The sequence below is a fragment of the Pseudarthrobacter sp. GA104 genome, assembly GCF_009741265.1.
Classification (GTDB): Bacteria; Actinomycetota; Actinomycetes; order Actinomycetales; family Micrococcaceae; genus Arthrobacter.
Genome location: NZ_WOWL01000001.1, coordinates 4,178,165 through 4,195,362, shown reverse-complemented (window position 1 = coordinate 4,195,362; position 17,198 = coordinate 4,178,165). Strand labels below are relative to the sequence as shown.

14 protein-coding genes are annotated in these 17,198 nt (G+C 66.2%); 5 read left to right on the top strand and 9 right to left on the bottom strand.

The features are described from left to right. Positions 1-43 precede the first annotated feature (43 nt). The gene (locus GK109_RS19225) at positions 44-712 is read left to right on the top strand and encodes an acVLRF1 family peptidyl-tRNA hydrolase (RefSeq protein WP_157242065.1); all 669 of its coding nucleotides are present in this window, start codon (positions 44-46) and stop codon (positions 710-712) included. Here GK109_RS19225 and GK109_RS19220 read toward each other — a convergent pair whose 3' ends face one another. Then, positions 713-1,447 carry a GNAT family N-acetyltransferase gene (locus GK109_RS19220; protein WP_157243157.1) on the bottom strand — a complete coding sequence of 245 codons (735 nt, stop codon included), beginning with the start codon at positions 1,445-1,447 and terminating at the stop codon, positions 713-715. A 122-nt stretch (positions 1,448-1,569) separates the two neighbouring features. Further along, complete coding sequence (aspS, locus tag GK109_RS19215; protein ID WP_321213631.1) at positions 1,570-3,348, bottom strand: aspartate--tRNA ligase; 1,779 nt, start codon at positions 3,346-3,348, stop codon at positions 1,570-1,572. Positions 3,349-3,457: 109 nt separating this feature from the next. Between aspS and GK109_RS19210 the strand changes: the two genes are divergently transcribed. Further along, positions 3,458-4,702: an APC family permease gene (locus GK109_RS19210; protein WP_157242064.1), complete on the top strand. Its 1,245-nt coding sequence runs from the start codon at positions 3,458-3,460 to the stop codon at positions 4,700-4,702. On the opposite strand, the gene hisS is transcribed toward GK109_RS19210, so the two are convergent. Then, positions 4,699-6,069 (bottom strand): histidine--tRNA ligase, encoded by a 1,371-nt coding sequence (gene hisS, locus GK109_RS19205; protein ID WP_157242063.1) that lies wholly within the window; start codon positions 6,067-6,069, stop codon positions 4,699-4,701. The genes GK109_RS19210 and hisS overlap by 4 nt on opposite strands. A 232-nt stretch (positions 6,070-6,301) precedes the next feature. Here hisS and GK109_RS19200 point away from each other — a divergent pair, with 232 nt between their 5' ends. From GK109_RS19200 to GK109_RS19190, 3 genes are all read left to right on the top strand, one after another. Then, positions 6,302-7,120: a peptidylprolyl isomerase gene (locus tag GK109_RS19200; RefSeq protein WP_157242062.1), complete on the top strand. Its 819-nt coding sequence runs from the start codon at positions 6,302-6,304 to the stop codon at positions 7,118-7,120. Positions 7,121-7,187: 67 nt separating this feature from the next. Beyond that, positions 7,188-8,756 (top strand): DUF349 domain-containing protein, encoded by a 1,569-nt coding sequence (locus GK109_RS19195; protein ID WP_323057103.1) that lies wholly within the window; start codon positions 7,188-7,190, stop codon positions 8,754-8,756. Between the two features lie 94 nt (positions 8,757-8,850). Further along, positions 8,851-9,579 carry a type IV toxin-antitoxin system AbiEi family antitoxin gene (locus GK109_RS19190; RefSeq protein WP_231754895.1) on the top strand — a complete coding sequence of 243 codons (729 nt, stop codon included), beginning with the start codon at positions 8,851-8,853 and terminating at the stop codon, positions 9,577-9,579. Here GK109_RS19190 and GK109_RS19185 read toward each other — a convergent pair. The 6 genes from GK109_RS19185 to ruvA all read right to left on the bottom strand — a co-directional run bounded on the left by GK109_RS19185 (position 9,460) and on the right by ruvA (position 17,192). Continuing rightward, positions 9,460-11,853 (bottom strand): bifunctional (p)ppGpp synthetase/guanosine-3',5'-bis(diphosphate) 3'-pyrophosphohydrolase, encoded by a 2,394-nt coding sequence (locus GK109_RS19185; protein WP_157242061.1) that lies wholly within the window; start codon positions 11,851-11,853, stop codon positions 9,460-9,462. The genes GK109_RS19190 and GK109_RS19185 overlap by 120 nt on opposite strands. A gap of 133 nt (positions 11,854-11,986) precedes the next feature. Then, positions 11,987-13,000: a protein translocase subunit SecF gene (gene secF / locus GK109_RS19180; RefSeq protein WP_157242060.1), complete on the bottom strand. Its 1,014-nt coding sequence runs from the start codon at positions 12,998-13,000 to the stop codon at positions 11,987-11,989. Continuing rightward, the gene (secD, locus tag GK109_RS19175; protein ID WP_157242059.1) at positions 13,000-14,757 is read right to left on the bottom strand and encodes a protein translocase subunit SecD; all 1,758 of its coding nucleotides are present in this window, start codon (positions 14,755-14,757) and stop codon (positions 13,000-13,002) included. Before secD ends, secF begins: the two co-directional genes overlap by 1 nt. A 99-nt stretch (positions 14,758-14,856) precedes the next feature. After that, a complete protein-coding gene (gene yajC / locus GK109_RS19170; protein WP_157242058.1) occupies positions 14,857-15,258 on the bottom strand; it encodes a preprotein translocase subunit YajC in 402 nt (133 codons plus the stop codon). Between the two features lie 211 nt (positions 15,259-15,469). Next, complete coding sequence (gene ruvB, locus GK109_RS19165) at positions 15,470-16,555, bottom strand: Holliday junction branch migration DNA helicase RuvB (RefSeq protein WP_321213635.1); 1,086 nt, start codon at positions 16,553-16,555, stop codon at positions 15,470-15,472. Continuing rightward, the gene (gene ruvA / locus GK109_RS19160; protein WP_157242057.1) at positions 16,548-17,192 is read right to left on the bottom strand and encodes a Holliday junction branch migration protein RuvA; all 645 of its coding nucleotides are present in this window, start codon (positions 17,190-17,192) and stop codon (positions 16,548-16,550) included. The genes ruvB and ruvA overlap by 8 nt, the downstream gene beginning before the upstream one ends. Positions 17,193-17,198 lie beyond the last annotated feature (6 nt).

Here is a 17,198-nt window from a genome sequence, read left to right as displayed (position 1 = left end):
CCGGTTTCGCCGGAAGCCACGCGCGTCAGCGAAGGGTTGACCCATGTCCGTGCATGCCACCGGCGGAGCCAGGCCGCCGTCCGTACGGACCGCTTTCGTCCCCGGCGCCCGGCTGGCCGGATGGGCAGGGCGGTTCGGTGCTGCGCACGGCGGGTACCGGATGACGGATGACGACGACGGACTGCGGCTGATTGCCGCGGACGGCACCGAAGCATTGCTGCAGCCGCCGTGGCCGGTTGACGGAAGGCCGGGCCGTGGGGCGGATGCCCTTGAACGGCTCGCGTCCCTCGCGTCCCAGCCGCGCAGGCTCGGCCTCCTGCTGGTCCGGCGCGGAGGATACGGCGTAGCGGTAGTAAGTGAGGGCGTGGTCCTGGCCTCCAAGGTGGGCTCCACCTATGTGCAGTCCCGGACCGCCGCGGGCGGCCAGTCGCAGCAGCGCTTCGCACGCCGGCGGAGCAACCAGGCAGACGCTCTGGTGGGGGCAGTCGCCGAACATGCCGGCCGCGTGTTCAGCAGTGCATCTTTTGAATACGTGGTTCCCGGGGGCGACAGGACCCTGGCCGGCCTTGTCCTCGAGCACCCGGCCCTGAAGGGCTATACCGCCTTGCCCCGGCTGGCCTGTCTCGACGTCCCGGATCCCAAGGCCTCGGTGCTGAGGAAAACCGCCGCCGATGCGTGTGCGGTGCGGATCCAGGTCTCAGACCCGTCCTAGTTAACAGCCCGTGAGAGCCCTGCGCGGCCGCTGCTGGCGGTAAATGTACCGTCCCGACTCCGTAAAACCCGCCTTGCTGTACAACTGCCGGGCAGCTTGGTTCGCGGCTGTAACCAGCAGCCAGAACCTGTCCACTCCGTGCGCGCCTCCCTCAGCAAGGAGGGCCTGGAGCACCGCCGTCGCATATCCCCGGCGGCGGCCCGACGCGGATGTGGCCATGCAATAGATTCCTCCCGTGCCGTGCACCATGGCGAGGCGCCCTACCGCGGCGGGGACACCGTCGTCGCCCCTTACGAGGGCATACAGCGACGGGCATCCGGTCAGGATGGCGCGCGCCGTGTCACGCTCCCCCTCTCCGCCTCGGCCGTCCACGCTCCACCAGAGGTGCAGCCACTCCTCGTCCGGCGCGTCCTGAACCTCCACCCGTCCGCTTCCGGAACCTGGGAAGCCGTTCCCCGAAGGCCGGGACATGATCAGCGTTTCCGACTGCCGGGTGAAGCCTTGGGCGTCCAGGACCTGGTTCAGCCCGTCGTTGGCGGGAGTGTCCGTCATCTGAAAAATGAGCGGCAACCGCCGCTCCCGGTACCACTGCATCGCCTCGCGCAATGCTGCCAGGGGCTCCCCGGCAGTGTTCCGGGGCCACACCGAGTTCGCCCTCTGCGTGACCCCGGCCGCAGCACGGAGCACCCACTCCCCCGTGTCCCGGCGCTCAACGGCAGGCCAGGCGGCATCCATGAGTATCTCGAAGGCGCCGGTCTGGTGACCCGGGAGGCTGTGGACCACTGGGGTTCCTGTCTGCGGATAAGCCTGAAGGCCCTCCCATCCGGGAGGGCCTTCAGGCCAAACGGGGTAATGCCCTACTTGCCCTCTGCCGGCTTGGACTCCGGCTTGAAGTCGACACCGGCTTCCTTGCGCTGCTGGGGCGTGATCGGGGCGGGGGCGGCGGTCAGGGGATCGTACCCGTTGCCGGTCTTGGGGAAGGCAATAACGTCGCGGATGGACTCAACCCCAGCCAGCAGTGCCACCACGCGGTCCCAGCCAAAGGCGATGCCGCCGTGCGGAGGGGCACCGTACTTGAAGCCCTCCAGCAGGAACCCAAACTTGGTCTGGGCATCTTCCCGGTCGAGGCCCATCAGTTCGAACACCCGTTCCTGGACGTCGCGCTCGTGGATACGGATGGATCCGCCGCCGATTTCGTGGCCGTTACAGACAATGTCGTAGGCGTACGACAGCGCTGATTCCGGGTCCTTGTCAAAGGTCTCCAGGAACTCGGGCTTGGGCGAGGTGAAGGCGTGGTGGACGGCGGTCCACTTGCCTGCACCCACCGCCACGTCACCTGAAGCAACGGCCGCGGCCGCAGGTTCGAACATCGGCGCGTCGACCACCCAGCAGAAGGCCCAGGCGGCGGGATCGATCAGGCCGGTGCGATGTCCGATTTCCACCCGGGCAGCGCCGAGCAGTGCCCGTGCCGCAGGCTTCTCGCCGGCAGCGAAGAAGATGCAGTCACCGGGCTTGGCGCCGACCGCGTCTGCCAGGCCTGCGCGCTCCGTGTCGGTCAGGTTCTTGGCCACCGGACCGGCAAGTTCGCCATCTTCCTTGAACAGGACATAGGCAAGTCCCTTGTGGCCGCGCTGCTTGGCGAATTCCTGCCAGCCATCCAAGGTCCGGCGCGGCTGGGAGGCGCCGCCGGGCATCACCACGGCACCGACGTAAGGCGCCTTGAACACACCGAAGTTGGTGTCCTTGAAGAACCCGGTCAGTTCGGTGAGCTCCACGCCGAAACGGAGGTCGGGCTTATCCGAGCCGTACCGGGCCATGGCGTCGGCGTAGGTGATCCGCTGGATGGGAGTGGGGATCTCGACGTCGATCAGCTTCCACAGGGCCTTGAGGATGTTTTCGCCGAGGGCAATGATGTCGTCCTGGTCCACGAAGCTTGCTTCGATGTCCAGCTGGGTGAACTCCGGCTGCCGGTCGGCGCGGAAGTCCTCATCGCGGTAGCAGCGGGCAATCTGGTAATACTTCTCAAAGCCGCCCACCTGCAGGAGCTGCTTGAACAACTGCGGGGACTGCGGAAGGGCATACCAGGAACCCGGTGCCAGGCGGGCCGGGACCACGAAGTCGCGGGCGCCTTCGGGCGTGGACCGGGTGAGGGTGGGGGTTTCAACCTCCACGAAGCCGTCCTTGTGCAGCAAGTCGCGGGCCACACGGTTTGCCTCGGAACGCAGCCGGAGGTTTCGGGCGGGACCGGGCCGGCGCAGGTCCAGGTAACGGTGCTTCAGGCGTGCTTCCTCGCCCACTTCAACATGCTCGTCGATCTGGAACGGGAGCGGCTCGGAGGTGTTGAGGATAACCACCTTGTCCGCCATGACCTCGATCCCGCCGGTGGCCAGGGCAGGGTTCTCGTTGCCCTCGGGCCGCTTGGAGACAGTGCCGGTGACCTGCAGGACATACTCGTTGCGCAGGCCGTGGAAGACTTCTTCCTCGCGGACCACAACCTGGGCCACGCCGGAAGCATCGCGCAGGTCCACGAAGGCCACACCACCGTGATCACGACGGCGGCCCACCCAGCCAGCCAGGGTTACGGTTTGTCCAATGTGCTCGGAACGAAGGGATCCGAGGTCATGTGTGCGCAGCACAGCACGCCTTTCTGCGGGGTTACAGCGGGAAGTCGATCGGGAAGTTCAATAGGATCGTTGCAGGAACGATTCCGTTCGAGTTTACCCGCTGCCAAGGGACTGTCACCGCATGAGCGCACACCAGCAACTTCAACGCAGGCTCGGCACGTTCGACGCCACCGCCATCGGGCTGGGCTCAATGCTGGGAGCAGGGGTGTTCGTGGTGTTCGCCCCCGCGGCGGCGCTGGCCGGCCAGCTGCTGGCCCTGTCGGTGGTCATCGCCGGGGCGGTGGCCTACTGCAACGCCGTGGCTTCAGCCGCCCTTGCCGCGAAGTACCCCACCAGCGGGGGGACGTACGTCTATGGGCGCGAACAGCTGGGTAAGTGGCCGGGATTCCTTGCCGGCTGGGGCTTTGTGACCGGCAAGACGGCGTCCTGCGCTGCCATGGCCCTGACATTCGGCAGCTACATCTCGCCGCAGTACGCCGTGCCGGTGGCCGTGGCTGCCGTGGTGGCCCTGACCGGCGTGAACCTGCTGGGCATCACGCGGACGGCGCTGCTCACCAGGGTCCTGCTGTGCGTCGTCCTGGCCACCCTCAGCTTCGTGGCTGTTGCCGCAGCGGTCGGGCCGCACCCCGATGCGGGACCTGCCGGATCCGCGGACATGGCCTCCCCGGGGGGCGTGTTGCCCGCGGCAGGCCTGATGTTTTTCGCCTTTGCCGGCTACGCCCGGATTGCCACCCTCGGCGAGGAGGTCAAGGATCCTGCCCGCGCCATACCGCGTGCCATCCTTGCGGCCCTTGCGGGTGCCTTCGCCATCTACCTCACCCTGTCGCTGCTCCTGCTGAACCACCTTCCCGGCGGGCAGCTCGCTGCCACCAGGACGCCGCTGCTCGACGCCGTGCTGCAGTCCGGGCTGGCGGCGGGGGCTCCCGCCGTCCAGGCAGGAGCCGCGGCGGCCTGCCTGGGCGCGCTCCTGGCACTCATCACCGGCGTCGGTCGCACCACCCTCGCCATGGCCAGGGAACGCGACCTGCCTGTACTTCTTGCGCGGGTCGGGGGAAAGCACACCGTGCCGTACGCCGCAGAACTCGCCGTGGCCGCCGTCGTCATCCTGCTGCTTGCCACCACGGACGTTATGACGGTGGTGGGCTTCTCCAGCTTTGGCGTACTGATCTACTACGCTGTGGCGAACGCATCAGCGTACACGTTGCCGACGCACCCGGCATATGCGCCCAAGTGGCTCAACGCCGTCGGCTTCGTGGCCTGCCTGTTGCTGGCCTTCACCCTGCCGCCGATCCCGGTACTGACCATGGCCGGGGTCCTGGCCGCCGGCGTGGCGGGGCGGTGGCTGATGCTTCGGCTGCGCCGCTAAACGGACGCGGCGGCCTCTGCCGCCGTCAACACCTGTACTGCCAGGTCTTCCGACGGCGGCGTCCAGGTCTCCGGGGCTGCCACCACCTGTTCGCCGGTGCGGATGTCCTTGACCTGGTGCGTTCCGTCGTCGTCCGTGAACCACACAAAGGGGATGCCGCGGCGGTCGGCGAACTTGATCTGCTTGCCGAACTTTTCCGCTTTCGCTGCCACTTCGGTAGGAATGCCCCGGCTGCGCAGCTGGGCGGCCACGTCCTGGGCGGCATCCCAGCTGTCATCGTGGGTGAGGGCCACCAGCACCGCGGTGGGAACCGACCGTGACGCCCTCGCCAGGTCCTGGCTCAAAATGCGGGACACCAGCCGGGTGACGCCGATCGAAAGACCCACGCCCGGGAACTTCCGGTTTCCCTTCGACGCCAACGCGTCATACCGGCCGCCGGAGCAGATGGAACCGAGCTGTTCGTGGCCCACCAGGACGGTTTCCACCACTGTTCCGGTGTAATAGTCGAGGCCGCGGGCAATGCTGAGGTCAGCCACCACCTTGCCGGGGGCACGCTGGACAGCCGCCTCGATCACCTGTTCGAGCTCGCTCAGCCCTTCGTCGAGGAGTTCATTGCTGACCCCCAAGGCCTGGACCTGTGCCACGAACGAGGTGTCCTCGGTGCGGATTCCAGCCAACTGCAGGGCCTTCCGGGCCTGCTCGTCGGTGGCGCCCAGTTCCGTCTTCAGCAGTTCGGCAACCTTCGCCGCACCGATCTTTTCGAGTTTGTCGATACTCCGCAGCACCCCTGCGGTGTCATCCAGCCCGATTCCACGGTAAAAGCCTTCGGCAAGCTTCCTGTTGTTGATGCGCAGCCGGAAGTCAGGGATGGGGAGGGCGCTGAGCGCCTCGGCGATCACCAGCGCGATCTCTACGTCGTAGCGGAACGGCAGGTCGCCGTCACCCACCACGTCAATGTCCGCCTGGGTGAATTCGCGGGCGCGTCCCTCCTGGGGACGCTCGCCGCGCCAGACCTTCTGGATCTGGTACCGCCGGAAGGGGAACGCCAGGTAGCCGGCGTTTTCTACGACGTAGCGGGCAAACGGAACGGTGAGGTCGAAGTGCAGGGCAAGTGCGTGCGGATCGGCCTTGCCCTCCTTAACGGGGCTGGCGCCCTCATCATCCTGCAGCCGGCTGAGCCCGTAGACTTCCTTGTCGATTTCGCCCTTGCGCAGCAACTGGCCCACCGTCTCCACAGCGCGGGTCTCAATGGAGGAAAACCCGTGCAGTTCAAAAACGCGGCGCAGCGTATCCAGCACATGGAGCTCCACCAGCCGCTCCTCGGGAAGCCACTCGGGGAATCCGGACAGGGAGGCGGTGCGTGCCATGGTGGAGTTTCTCCTCTTGGTGAACGGTTGCCGGAACCTGCGTGGCAATCGGCCCGAAACGGGCTTGCGACGGCGGCAGTCCAGCCAGTCATGCATAAACTATGTGCGGCAGTCAGTTTATGCGTCATCCGCCGGCATCTCTAATGCAGCGGAGCGGCAGGGCTTGGCCGCCAACAACTGCTGACGCGGCCCCAAAGCCGCGCCTGCAGCAGCCCGACTATAAGGAGGACCCTTGGCGGCCAGTTCACGCAGTGCCCGCGAAACCAAACGGCGCATTCAGCAGATGGAAGCCAAGCGTGCCCTGCGGCGGGACCAGGAGGGCCGGCGCAAGCGTGACAACCTGATCGCCGCCGGTGCCGGGGCAACCGCAGTGGCCCTCGCCGTCGTACTCCAGCTCACTGCCTTCGCCGGCAACCCGACCGAGGATGAATTCGCTGCGGCGCAAGCCGGGTTGTCCAGCCCGCCCGCCACCGCCAGCCCTTCGGCGACGCCGTCGGCCCAGGCAACGAACGGTCCCAACATTCCTGCGGCCGGCATCGCCGCCGGCAAGACCTTCACGGGCGAACTCGTCCTCAACGGCAGCCCGCTCGGTGTGGAGCTGGATGGGACCAGCGCGCCGCAGGCCGCCGCGGTCTTCAAGTCCCTCAGCGATGAGGGCTTCTACAACGGAAAGAACTGCCACCGGTTGACCACCGGTGAGGCATTCGGCGTCCTGCAATGCGGCTCGGCCACGGGCGACGGGCAGGGAGACCCGAATTACACGTGGGGGCCGCTCGAAAACACGCCGGCGGACAACAGCTATCCGGCGGGAACCATCGCTGTAGCCCGGACGGGCAACAACGCCTACGGGAACGGCACCCAGTTCTTCATCGTCTACAAGGACACCGTGATCCCGGCAGACAGCGCCGGAGGCTACACGGTGGTCGGAAAGGTGACGTCGGGGCTGGACCTGGTGTCGAAAGTGGCCGCTGCAGGGGTCACCCCGGGCAGCAGTGTCACAGACGGCGCGCCCGTTGAACCAGTCACGATAGACTCGTTTTCTCTGAAGTAGGAAGCCCGGCCGGCGCGGCCGCGGTGCAGTACGTGCGTATTTCCCTCCAAGCGAAAGACTTTTAGCGGTGACAGACAGTCAGAAATCCGACGAAACAGCAACAGACCTGGCCGAAGCGGCGGCACCCGCAGCCGGCGGTGAGGCCACCGAAGCGGCCGGCACCCCCGCTGCGGAGGCAACCGAAACCGGGGCCGCTGCAGAAGAACCAGCCGCCGGCGAGGCTCCAGCGGCCGAAACGCCGGCTGACGCTGCACCCGCACCTGCACCTGCACCTGCGCCATCTCCAAGGTCAGTAGCGCCGTCTCCGGCCGCGTTCGCTTCCCGCCCCAAGCCTGCTGCCGCGGCCCCGGCCGCAGCAGCAGTAACGGCAGCCCCAACCACCTCCCTTGCGGAAGCCTCGAAGTGGGGTCGGGTTGAAGGCGACGGGTACGTCTTCCTGACCATTGACGGCAGCGAGCACGCCGTCGGGCAGTACCCGGGCGTGAGCGACGACGAAGCCCTCGCGTACTTCGCACGGAAATACGACGACGTCGTGGCCCAGATTGTGCTGCTCGAACAGCGCGTCAGCTCAAAGGCGCCCAGCACTGATATGCAGAAGACCGTGACGCACCTGCGGGAGCAGCTTGCGGAGCGCAACATGGTGGGCGACCTGCGTTCTGCGGAGGCCCGGCTGGACAAGCTCTCCGAACAGGTAGTTGAGCTGGAGAAAGCCGAGAAGGCAGAGCACGACGCCGTCCGCGCCTCTGAACTGGCGGCCCGCGAGGCTATCGTGGCGGAGGCCGAGCAGATCTCCGGCCAGGACCCGGCACAGACTCAGTGGAAGACCTCCAGCGCCAGGATGAACGAACTCTTTGAGAGCTGGAAAACAGCCCAGAAGAGCGGCGTACGCCTGGGCCGGAGCAACGAGGACGCCCTGTGGAAGAGGTTCCGCGCCGCCCGCACGGTTTTCGACCGCCACCGCCGCGCCTACTTCTCCCAGCTGGACAGCAACAATTCCGCTGCCAAGTCGGCCAAGGAAAAGCTGATCGCTGAAGCCGAAGCGCTGTCCAGCTCCACCGACTGGGGTTTCGCCGCCGGCGAGTACCGCAGGCTGATGGATCAGTGGAAGGCGTCACCGCGCGCCAGCCGCAAGGACGATGACGCGCTGTGGGCCCGTTTCCGTGCGGCGCAGGATGTGTTCTTCACGAACCGCCAGGCCGCCAACGACGAAATCGACCAGGAATACGCCGCCAACCTCACCGTCAAGGAAGCGCTCCTGGCAGAGGCCAACGCCATCCTTCCGGTGAAGGACCTCGCGGCGGCAAAGAAGGCACTGCAGTCCGTCCGCGACCGGTGGGAAGAAGCGGGCAAGGTTCCGCGGGCCGACATGGGACGCATCGAGGCTGGCCTGCGCAAGGTCGAAGACGCCGTCCGCAGCGCCGAGGACGAACAGTGGCAGCGCTCCAACCCGGAGCGGAAGGCGCGGACCAACAGCGCCCTCTCCCAGCTGGAATCCGCGATCGCCGGCCTGCAGGATGATCTCGCCAAGGCGGAGAAGAGCGGCGACCAGCGCAGGATCAAGACGGCCCGGGAGGCCCTCGAAGCACGCCAGGCATGGCTGGACCAGATCCAGCGCTCGGCCAGCGAGCTTTCCTGATACACCTGCCCTGACCAGCGGGCCCGGTTCCGGTTATCCACATAACCTGAACCGGGCCTGTGCCAGTTAACGGCTCCCGGTGCAGGATGGACGAATGGTGATTCCACCGGCTCCTCCGGGCCCCGATCATGCAGCTGCGGCAGACGCTTTGGCGCCCCGCTTTCCCGAACTCTATTCCCCGGACATGCCCTTCGCCTGGCCCGAGCTGCAGTCCCTCGCGGCGGACGGGCTGCTGGACAGGATCCACCACCGCGGCTATACACTGCCAGGGCTCCCGGCCTCTCCGCAGCTGCGGGCACGGGCGGCGGCGGGGGCGGTGCCCGCTTCGGTCCGCCAAAGGGTGGTTGCCGGCCGGATGACGGCCGCCTGGATCTACGGCTGTGCCAGTGAGCCGGACAGGCTGGCCCTCCTTGTGGATGCGACGCGGAGGGTCTCCAGCCTCCGGACCACAAGGGGATGCACCCTCCATGAGGTAAGGCTCGGGCCGTTCGATGTTGTCAGCCTCGGTGGCCTGATGGTCTCAAGCCCGTTGCGGACCGCCCTGGACATCGCCCTGCACGTGGACGCCGAGCGCGCCATCCCCACCCTGGAAAGACTGCTGGCGCGGCCCCAGAACGACGTCCGCCTGCGCCTGCTGGTCCTGGCAATAGAAGCCACGCCGCGGGTGCCCCACAAAAAGGCTGCCCTGGAAAAACTCGCTGCACTAGCTCCGGCGCTTGTTGCCGGTGGTCCGGTAGACGTCAAACACCCCGTCGATCCTGCGGACTGCACTGAGGACGTGGCTCAGGTACTTGGGGTCCCCCATCTCGAAGGCAAACTTTGAGATGGCCACCCTGTCCGTGGAGGTGTGCACACTGGCTGCCAGGATGTTCACGTGGTTCTCGGACAGGACCCGGGTGACGTCGGACAGCAGGGACTTGCGGTCCAGTGCCTCCACCTGGATCTCCACCAGGAAGACGCTGGACTGCGTCGGTGCCCAGTCCACGTCAACAATCCTGTCCGGCTGGTCCTTCAGGTCGGAGATGTTGGTGCAGTCGGTCCTGTGCACGGAGACTCCCGAGCCCCGGGTGACGAAACCGAGGATGGGATCCGGCGGGACCGGCGTGCAGCAGCGGGCCAGCTTCACCCAGACGTCGCCCACGCCACGGACCACCACGCCCGAGTCGGAGAAGCGGGCCTTGGTGACCTGGGTGGGAATGCTGACTTCGGCAATATCGTCGTCGGTGCTTTCATTGCCGCCGAGGCTCTCGACCAGCTTCTCCATGACCGACTGCGCGGACGTGTGGCCGTCACCGACGCCGGCGTACAGGCCGGAGATGTCGACGTACTTGAATTCCTCCGCCACCGCTGCGAGGGCCTCGTGGGTCATGAGCCGCTGCAGGGGAAGGTTCTGCTTCCGCATTGCACGGGTCAGCAGTTCCTTGCCGCGATCAATGGCTTCTTCGCGGCGTTCCTTGCTGAACCACTGGCGGATCTTGTTCCGGGCCCTGGCGCTCTTGACGAAGTGCTGCCAGTCCTGGCTCGGCCCTGCCCCCTCAGCCTTCGAGGTGAAGATCTCCACCCAGTCACCGTGGTTCAGTTCACTATTGAGCGGAACCAGCTTGCCGTTGACCCTGGCGCCGATGGTGCGGTGGCCCACCTCGGTGTGCACGGCGTAGGCAAAGTCCACGGGGGTGGATCCCGCCGGCAGTGCCATGACCTCGCCCTTGGGGGTGAAGACAAAGACCTCCCGGGCGTTGATTTCGAAGCGGAGCGAATCAAGGAACTCGCCGGGATCGGAGGTTTCCTGCTGCCAGTCCACCAGGGAACGCAGCCAGCCCATGTCCCCGTCGCGGGGGCTGCCCGGGCCGACGGCCGTGCGGTTGGGCTGGTCCTTGTACTTCCAGTGTGCAGCGACGCCGTATTCAGCCCGGCGGTGCATTTCATGGGTGCGGATCTGGATTTCCACGGGTTTGCCGCCGGGCCCGATCACCGTGGTGTGCAGCGACTGGTACATGTTGAACTTGGGCATCGCGATGTAGTCCTTGAACCTGCCGGGCAGCGGGTTCCAGCGCGAATGCATGGTGCCCAGTGCGGCGTAACAGTCCCTGACCGAGTCCACCAGCACCCGGACACCCATGAGGTCGTTGATGTCGTCGAAGTCCTTATCGCGGACGATCATCTTCTGGTAGATGGAATAGTAGTGCTTCGGACGGCCAGTGATGGTCGCCTTGATCTTCGCGGCGCGCAGGTCTTCGGTGATCTGGTCCCGGATGACGCTCAGGCTCTTCTCCCGCTCGGGGGTCCGGTCCCCCACCATGCGGACAATTTCTTCGTACACCTTGGGATACAGCGCAGCGAAGGAAAGATCCTCCAGTTCCCACTTAATGGTGTTCATGCCCAGCCGGTGCGCCAGCGGGGCGAAAATTTCGAGGGTTTCGCGGGCCTTGCGGGCTGAGGATTCGGCCGACACGAAGCGCCAGGTCCGCGCGTTGTGCAGCCGGTCGGCCAGTTTGATCATCAGCACGCGGATGTCCTTGGCCATCGCCACAACCATCTTGCGGACGGTTTCGGACTGCGCCGCCTCGCCGAAGCTGACTTTGTCCAGCTTGGTCACGCCGTCCACCAGCATGGCAACTTCGGGCCCGAAGTCCCGCTTGAGGTCGGCGAGGGTGTAGGGGGTGTCCTCCACCGTGTCATGGAGCAGGGCGGCGGCAAGCGTTGTGCCGCTCAGGCCCAGTTCGGCGAGGATGGTGGCCACGGCCACCGGATGCGTGATGTAAGGATCGCCGCTTTTGCGCTTCTGCCCGCGGTGGCTCTGCTCAGCGACGTCGAACGCCCGCTGGATAAGGTCGAAGTCCTCTTTGGGATTGTTGGCCCGGACGGTCCTCAACAGTGGTTCAAGAATGGGTGAGTACGTGGCCGTGCTGCGCCCCGTCAGCCGGGCGAGCCTGGAGCGGGTGCGCTCCCTGCGGCCGGGGAATGTGGGACGGGACCCGGAGTTGTCGACCGGAACGAGCGGCCCGGGGCGCGCGGAGGCGGCCACCCCGGTCTGCATGCCGGGGGCAGGACTTTTGTCTCCTTGTGCCGTTGGCGCCGACGCCGAACGTTCTTCCAATGAAGTACCCCTCACCACCGTTTTAATTACTTCAGTCTATTCCCCGCGGCGGTGACTTTTATAACCGGCCCACTAAACGCCGACGGGCCGGACAACGCCAGGTTCCTGGCGCCGTCCGGCCCCTGCTGAAAAGTCAGGCCTGGGCGGGCTCCGCAGCCGCGTTCCGCTCGGCGGTGGCACGCCTCTGCTCAACGCGCTTGGCCTGCCTGACGAGGTCAGGCTCATTCTGCCGCAGCCAGGCGTACATCGGGGCCGCCACGAAGATCGTGGCCGCCGTTCCGATGAGGATTCCGACGAACAGCGCAAGGGAAAGGTCGCGCAGGGTACCGGCGCCCAGGAGTCCGGCGCCGATGAAGAGGATGGCCCCCACGGGGAGGATTGCCACCATCATGGTGTTGATCGAGCGGACCAGGGTCTGGTTGACGGCGAGGTTGACCTCCTCGGCGAACGTCCGGCGGGTCGAGGCGTCCAGGTCCGCGGTGTTCTCGCGGATCTTGTCGAACACCACCACCGTATCGTAGAGGGAGTAGCTGAGGACGGTCAGGAAACCGATGATGGCCGAAGGGGTAACCTCGAAGTCGCTGAGGGCGTAGACGCCGGCAGTGATGAACATCGTCACCGCCATGCCGGCGATTGCCGAGAGCGACATCTTCCACGTGCGGAAGTACAGGGCCATCAGCACGGCCGCGAGGAGCACGAAGACCACCAGGCCGATCAGCGCCTGCTTGGTGACATCGGCGCCCCAGGTGGGACCGACGAAGGTGGACGTCACCTCGTTCTCGGTGACACCGTACGCGCCGGTGAGTCCCTCCTTGATGCGAAGCGTCTCATCATCGGTGAGTTTGTCCGTTTGGATCCGCATGGTGGTGCCGGCGACGTTCGCCACGCGGGGGACGCTGCCGGGCACCACATCGGTGACGGCCTTCTCCCCCACGGCTGCATCCGTGGTCTGCACGTTGGAGACCGTGAACTCCGATCCGCCGCGGAACTCGATGCCAAGGTTGAAGCCGCCCTTGGCCGCCGGGATGAGAATGGACAGCGCAACAGCCACCGCCGCAATGATGAACCAGAGTTTCTTGGCGCCGACAAAGTTGTAGGAGCGTTTTCCGGTGTAGAGCTCGTTGCCGAAGTTGGCGAAGCCTGACATTACTTGTTCTCCTTCGCTGCGGACTTCGAGGAGCCCGCAAGCTGCTCCTGCTTCTCCGCCAGTCGGCGTTCCGCAATGGTCATCCTGCGTTCGGCTTCCGCTGCCGCGCCGGCGTTCTTGGCGCGGACCAGGGCCGGCTTGGCGTCCGGGGTACGGACACGCCCGGCACCGCGGTAGAGCGGGACGGCACCGAGTCGCTTGGGATCGAGGCCGGACAGCGGGTGGCCCTCGCCGAAGAACCTGGTGCGGGCCAGGAGCTGCAGCGTGGGGTGGGTGAACATGAACACCACGATGAGGTCGGCGATGGCCGTCAGGCCGAGGGTGAAGGCGAACCCGCGCACGTTGCCCACGGCCACGAAGTACAGGACCAGGGCTGCCAGCAGGTTGACGGCCTTGGAGGCCAGGACTGTCCGCTTGGCCCGCTTCCAGCCGTTTTCGACGGCGGAAACCAGGCCGCGGCCTTCACGGAGCTCATCCCTGATCCGCTCGAAGTAGACGATGAACGAGTCGGCCGTCTGGCCGATGGCCACGATGATGCCCGCCACGCCGGCCAGGGACAGGCGGTAGTTCTCCGTCCAGCCCAGGATGGCGATGGCGAGATACGTGAGGATGCCGGCCACCACCAGCGACGCGATGGTCACGAAGCCAAGCGCCCGGTACTGGAACAGCGAGTAGACCACCACGAGCAGGAGTCCGATAAGGCCCGCGAGGAGGCCCATCCGCAGCTGTTCCCCGCCCAGGGTGGCGGAAATCTGCTGTTCGCTTTGGATTTCGAAACTGATGGGGAGGGCGCCGAACCGGAGTTGGTCGGACAGTGCCTTGGCGCTTTGTTCGGTGAACCCTCCGGTGATCTGCGGGCGTCCGTCGGTGATGACCGCAAGGGACCGGGGCGCGGAAATGACCTGGTCATCAAGAACAATGGCGAACTGGGCCTTGGGGTCGTTGCCTGCGTCGCCGCCGGCGGCCACGTAGAACTGGTTCAGGCGTTCCGTGACCTCCTTGAACTTGGCTGTTCCCTGGTCGTCGAACTGGATGTTGACCGCCCAGTCGTTCGTGACGGCACCCTGCGCACCCTGCTGGAGCTGGAAGGAGGACGTGACGATGTTGCTGCCCTTGACCTCCACCGGGCCGAGGATGTACTTGATGGCAGGGGTGGAGTCGGTGGCAGGCTCGCAAGTCACCAGCGGCTTGGCCGGGTCCGAGCGTTCCTGCTTGTCCTGGGCAGGGTTGTCGCAGTCCAGCGTCTCGAACTGGCGGTAGACCTCAGGGGTGATCCAGTTCGTGTCGCTGCTGTTGGCAGGTTCCGCCGTCGGCTTTGGCAGCTGGTCCTCGGGCGCCCGCTGCTCCTCCGGCACCGGCGCACCTGCTCCGGCGAGCAGGACGGGGCGGAAGTTCATGTCCGCCGAGGCCTGGATCAGGTCTCGGGTCTGGCTCGAGGGGGTGCCGGGAAGGCTGACCACCACGTTGCGCCCGGACTGGGTGCTGATCTCGGCCTCGGCAACACCTGAACCGTCAACACGCTGGCGGATGATCGCCACGGCCTGGTTGAGCTGTTCCTCATTGATGTCCGAGCCGCCCTCGACCTTCGGCGCCAGGATCATCTGGGTGCCGCCTTCGAGGTCCAGGGCCAGTTTGGGTGCCCAGCTTGCCTGTCCGGCAAGGGTGCCTCCGGCCAGGACGGCAGTGAGTGCGGCGAGGATTACACCGAGCCAGACCAGGACCCGGAGGCCTGGTTTCTTGGGGCCAGTTCGTGCCATTGTCGATCTTTCTCTTATTCACGGAGGAACCGCCGGTGCCTGCCGTGCTTGCACCGGCGGCGGTCCGCAGCGGTAGAGGTTGTTGGGAAGCAGCGGGGACTAGCTGTCCTTCTTGCCCTCGTCATTGAGGCGCTGCGGGGTTTCGTCCGGTGTCTCCGCCGTCGCAGCGGTGCTGCCGCCTTCGGACGCCGTCAGGGAAGAAGCATCGTCCGGCACGGCCGGGGAAACAACCTCGGGCTCGGCTGCCACCGCGGGTTCCACAATCTTGGTGACGGCCTGGCGGTGCACGGTGGCGAGGTTGCCCGGCGACAGTTCCAGGGTGACCTTGTTTTCCTCCTCGTCGATGGCCACGATGCGGCCGAACAGGCCGAAGCTGGTCATGACCTCCACGCCCGGGCCGAACTTCGACTGGAGCTCCGCCTGCTGCTGCTGCGTCTTCTTGTTGCGGCGGAACATCATGAAGATGAAGACGCCGAGCATGACGAACAGGAGAATTGACATTGGATCCAAGGGGAATTCCGTCCTTTATTTACATAGCTGATTTTCCAGCAACTTCGGCTTCGCTCCGGCCGGGGCAGGACAGTAAGGCAGGCAAAAGCCTGTCGGGTTCCCTTCCCCAGCGACGCAGGAGGCCGGTGGCCGCCCACGAAACAAAGACCCGAACGTGCCGAGCGTCATACCAGTCTAAAGGGAAAAGCTGAACGCAGCCTGCCTATGGGCCCTCCGGGGCCCAGCCGCCCGCGGGTTCGGCGTCCCCGGCCGGTTCGAACAGGTCCAGCTGCTCCTGCGCGAAGACTCCTGACGGAATGGCATAGCCGAGGTGCGTCCAGGCGGGAGCCATGGCTATCCTGCCCCGGGGGGTGCGGCCCAGGAGTCCTTCCCGTACCAGGAAGGGCTCCGCGACCGTTTCCACTGTTTCGGTTTCTTCGCCGACGGCGATCGCGAGCGTGGACAGCCCCACGGGCCCGCCACCGAACTTGGTGATGAGTGCTTCAAGGACGGCGCGGTCAAGCCTGTCCAGGCCCTTCTTGTCCACCTCGTACATGTCCAGGGCAGCGGACGCCGCCCGCGCGTCAATCTGCTCAATTCCGTGGACCAGGGCCCAGTCCCGCACTCGCCGCAGCAACCTGTTGGCAATACGGGGGGTGCCCCGGGATCGTCCCGCTATTTCGCTGAAACCGGCGGAATTGACTTTGAGGTCCAGCAGCCCGGCAGAACGGCGCAGCACGAGTTCGAGCTCGGGGACGGAGTAGAACTCCAGGTGGCCGGTGAATCCGAACCGGTCGCGCAAGGGCCCGGGCAGCAGGCCGGCGCGGGTGGTGGCGCCCACCAGGGTGAAAGGCGGCAGCTCGAGCGGGATTGCGGTGGCACCTGCGCCCTTGCCCACCACGATGTCCACCCGGAAATCCTCCATGGCCATGTACAGCATCTCTTCCGCCGGCCGGGACATGCGGTGGATCTCGTCCAGGAACAAGACCTCGCCCTCGGAAAGGGAGGACAGTATGGCGGCGAGGTCTCCAGCGTGCTGGATAGCGGGACCGCTGCTGATCCGCAGCGGGGCGCTCATTTCGGATGCAACGATCATGGCGAGGGTCGTTTTACCCAGGCCTGGCGGGCCCGAGAACAGCACGTGGTCCGCGCTGCGGCCGCGCATCCGTGACGCCTTCAGCACCAGGGACAGCTGTTTCCGCACCCGGTGCTGGCCCACGAAGTCATCGAGGTTCTTGGGCCTGAGCGCTGCCTCAATGGCCCGCTCCTCAGGTTCCTCGCCCGCGGCCACGAGGGACGGTTCAGCCACGGCTGCCTACCCGGTTGCCGGCGCGCGCGCCGTCCTGGCCCAGCCACCGGAGGGTAGTGCGCAGGATCTCCGGCACGTTGCCGCGGAAGGAAACCTCGGGCTCGTCCGCCAGGGCTTTGTCGATGCTTGCCGAGGCGTCCTTCTCGGACCAGCCCAGGCTCGTCATCGCGGCTACCACCTGCGGTTTCCAGGCGGCCTCGGCTGCCGTGGACGCCGCGGCGGCACCCGCGGTGCCGTGCGGCACAAGTTTTCCGGCCAGCTCCAGCACGATCCGCCCGGCCACCTTGGGACCGATGCCCGGCACCTTGGTGAACGTCTTGCTGTCCCCGGTGTGCGCGGCCACCCGGATGGCCTCCGGTTCGTGCACGGCCAGGACAGCCAGCGCCAGCCGGGGGCCAACCCCGCTCACGCTGAGCAGGACATCGAAAACCTCACGCTCGTCGCCGGACGCGAAACCGAAAAGGGTGAGCGAATCCTCCCGCACAATCAACGAGGTGAAGAGCTGGCCCTCTTCCCCGGCGCGAAGCCGGCTCAGGGTTTGCGGGGTGGCGTTGACGCTCATGCCCGCACCGTTGAGGTCAATGACAGCCGTGGAAAGACCCACGTGCGCTACCGTCCCGCGTAGGAAACTGATCAAGGCCGG